Below are 2,666 nucleotides of genomic sequence, written 5' to 3' on the forward strand. Positions count from 1 at the left end.
AATATGTTGTTAAAAATTATTTTCACCTTTATTATATTGATAAGTACATCTTTTGTGTCAAATGAAATTAATAATACAGGAATAGGTGGATTTATTTTAGATATTTTAATGATATGTATAGTATATTTTACAATAAATTTTGTTTGGAAATTTCTCAGATAACTTAGTTTGATTTTAATTATTAAAAATATATTAATAAAGAAATATTTTCAAATTAAAAAGCTATGAACTTTTAGAATATATATAACTATACATTCATATAATATTAATGGGTGTATCTAATACTCCTTTAGATACATCCACCTAAAATATACCTATTTTTAATCGGTCGGGTTATGCATATATGCATATATAATTTACAAACTTATTTGAAAATAATTTGTTCGGCCTAAAAGACTAACTTCTTTATAAGAAGTTAGTCTTTTTTAGTTACAAAATGTTATACTATAGTTACTATAAAATTATATGTAGATTTATGGAAGGAAAAGTTATGAAAAAAATATTAGTACTAGCAGAAAAACCTTCAGTAGGTAGAGATATAGCAAGAGTATTAGAATGTAAAAATGAGAAAAATGGATATATTGAAGGTACTAAATATATAGTAACATGGGCATTAGGCCACTTAGTTACATTAGCAGACCCTGAAAATTATGATCAAAAGTATAAAGCTTGGAATATCGATGATTTACCAATACTACCAAAATACTTAAAGACAGTGGTTATTAAAAAGAGTAGCAAACAATTTAATATAGTAAAAGCACAAATAAATAGAGATGATGTATGTGAAATAGTAATAGCTACAGATGCAGGACGTGAAGGGGAATTAGTAGCAAGATGGATACTTGATAAGTGTAATACAAATAAGCCTTTAAAGAGGCTTTGGATATCATCAAGTACAGATAAAGCTATAAAAGATGGATTTAAAAATTTAAAAAATGCATCACAATATGAAAACTTATATAATTCAGCAATAGCAAGAGCAGAAGCAGACTGGATAGTTGGTATAAATGCAACTCGTGCTCTTACAACAAAGTATAATGCACAGCTTTCTTGTGGACGAGTGCAAACACCAACTTTAGCAATGATACTTAAAAGAGAAGAAGAGATAAGAAGTTTTATCCCTAAAGAATACTATACATTAGAAATTAAGAGTAAAAAAGCAAATGAAGCTATAAAGTTTATATGGCAAGATAATAAAAATTCAACATCGACATTTAATAAGGAAAAGATAGAAAATATAGCTAATAAAATAAAAAGTAAAGAATTAGAAATTGTAGAAGTAAATAAAAGTGATAAGAAAAAGTATTCACCAGCATTGTATGACTTAACAGAATTACAAAGAGATGCAAATAAGATTTATGGTTATTCAGCTAAAGAAACACTATCAATAATGCAAAAACTATATGAACACCATAAAGTACTTACATATCCTAGAACAGACTCAAGATATTTAACTAGTGATATAGTAGAAACATTAAAGGATAGAATAAAAGCTGTAAATATAAGTGATTATTCTAAAGTATGTACAAGGTTACTAAAAAGTAATATAAAAGCTAATAAATCATTTGTTGATGATTCAAAGGTAAGTGATCACCATGCAATAATACCTACAGAAGAAAGAGTATTTTTAAGTAATTTAACTGAAAAAGAAAGAAAGATATTTGACCTTGTAGTTAAAAGATTTTTAGCTGTTTTATGTCCTCCATTTGAATATACTGAGACTAAAGTTAAAGGTATAGTTGAAGGTGAAATATTTATAGCTAAAGGAAATAGAATAAATAGCTTAGGATGGAAAGAAACATATAAAGATTTAGATGATGAAGAAAATTATGAAAATATRCCKARTATTCAAAAGGATTCAACACTTCCTATTAGTGATGTAAAAGTAAATAGTGGCAAAACTAATCCTCCGGCATATTTAAATGAAGGGACACTTTTAACTTCTATGGAGAAAAATAACTTAGGAACTGTAGCAACTAGAGCTGATATAATAGAAAAATTATTTAATTCATTTTTAATAGAGAAAAAAGGCAAAGATATATTAATAACTTCTAAAGGAAAGCAACTATTAGAACTTGTTCCAAAGGAATTAAAAACTCCAGAGCTTACTTCTAATTGGGAGAAAAAACTTCAAGATATATCTAATGGCAAATTAAATAAAAATATATTTATAAATGAAATGAAAAATTATTCAAAAGATATAGTAAAAGAAGTTAAAAATAGTGATAGTAAGTTTAGACATGATAACTTAACTAAAAATAGATGTCCTGAATGTGGCAAATACATGCTTGAAGTTAACGGGAAAAGAGGAAAGATGTTAGTTTGTGAAGATAGAGAATGTAACACTAGAAAAACTGTATCTCAAATAACTAATTCAAGATGTCCTGTTTGTCATAAAAAACTAGAACTTCGTGGTGAAGGCGATGCAAAAACATTTATATGTTCTTGTGGTCATAGAGAGAAGTTATCTTCATATAACAAAAGAAAACAAGAAGATAAAAATAAAGCATCTAAAAAAGATATAAATAAATATTTAAAAAATCAAAATAAAGACACAGAAAACTTTAATAATCCATTTGCAGAAGCTTTAGCTAAGTTAAAAAAATAAAACTTATTATTTATTTTTATTAATAGGATTTTATAATAAATATATACTATTGATAAAT

At 25.7% G+C, this 2,666-nt stretch carries 1 protein-coding gene; it reads left to right on the forward strand.

All coding sequences use genetic code 11. The features are described 5' to 3' along the window. The first annotated feature begins 490 nt into the window (after positions 1-490). Positions 491-2,608, forward strand: a complete 2,118-nt coding sequence (locus G3997_RS03165; protein WP_296647991.1) for a DNA topoisomerase III — start codon at positions 491-493, stop codon at positions 2,606-2,608. Positions 2,609-2,666: the final 58 nt, after the last annotated feature.

Source organism: Romboutsia sp. 13368 (assembly GCF_018336475.1).
Lineage (GTDB): Bacteria > Bacillota > Clostridia > Peptostreptococcales > Peptostreptococcaceae > Romboutsia.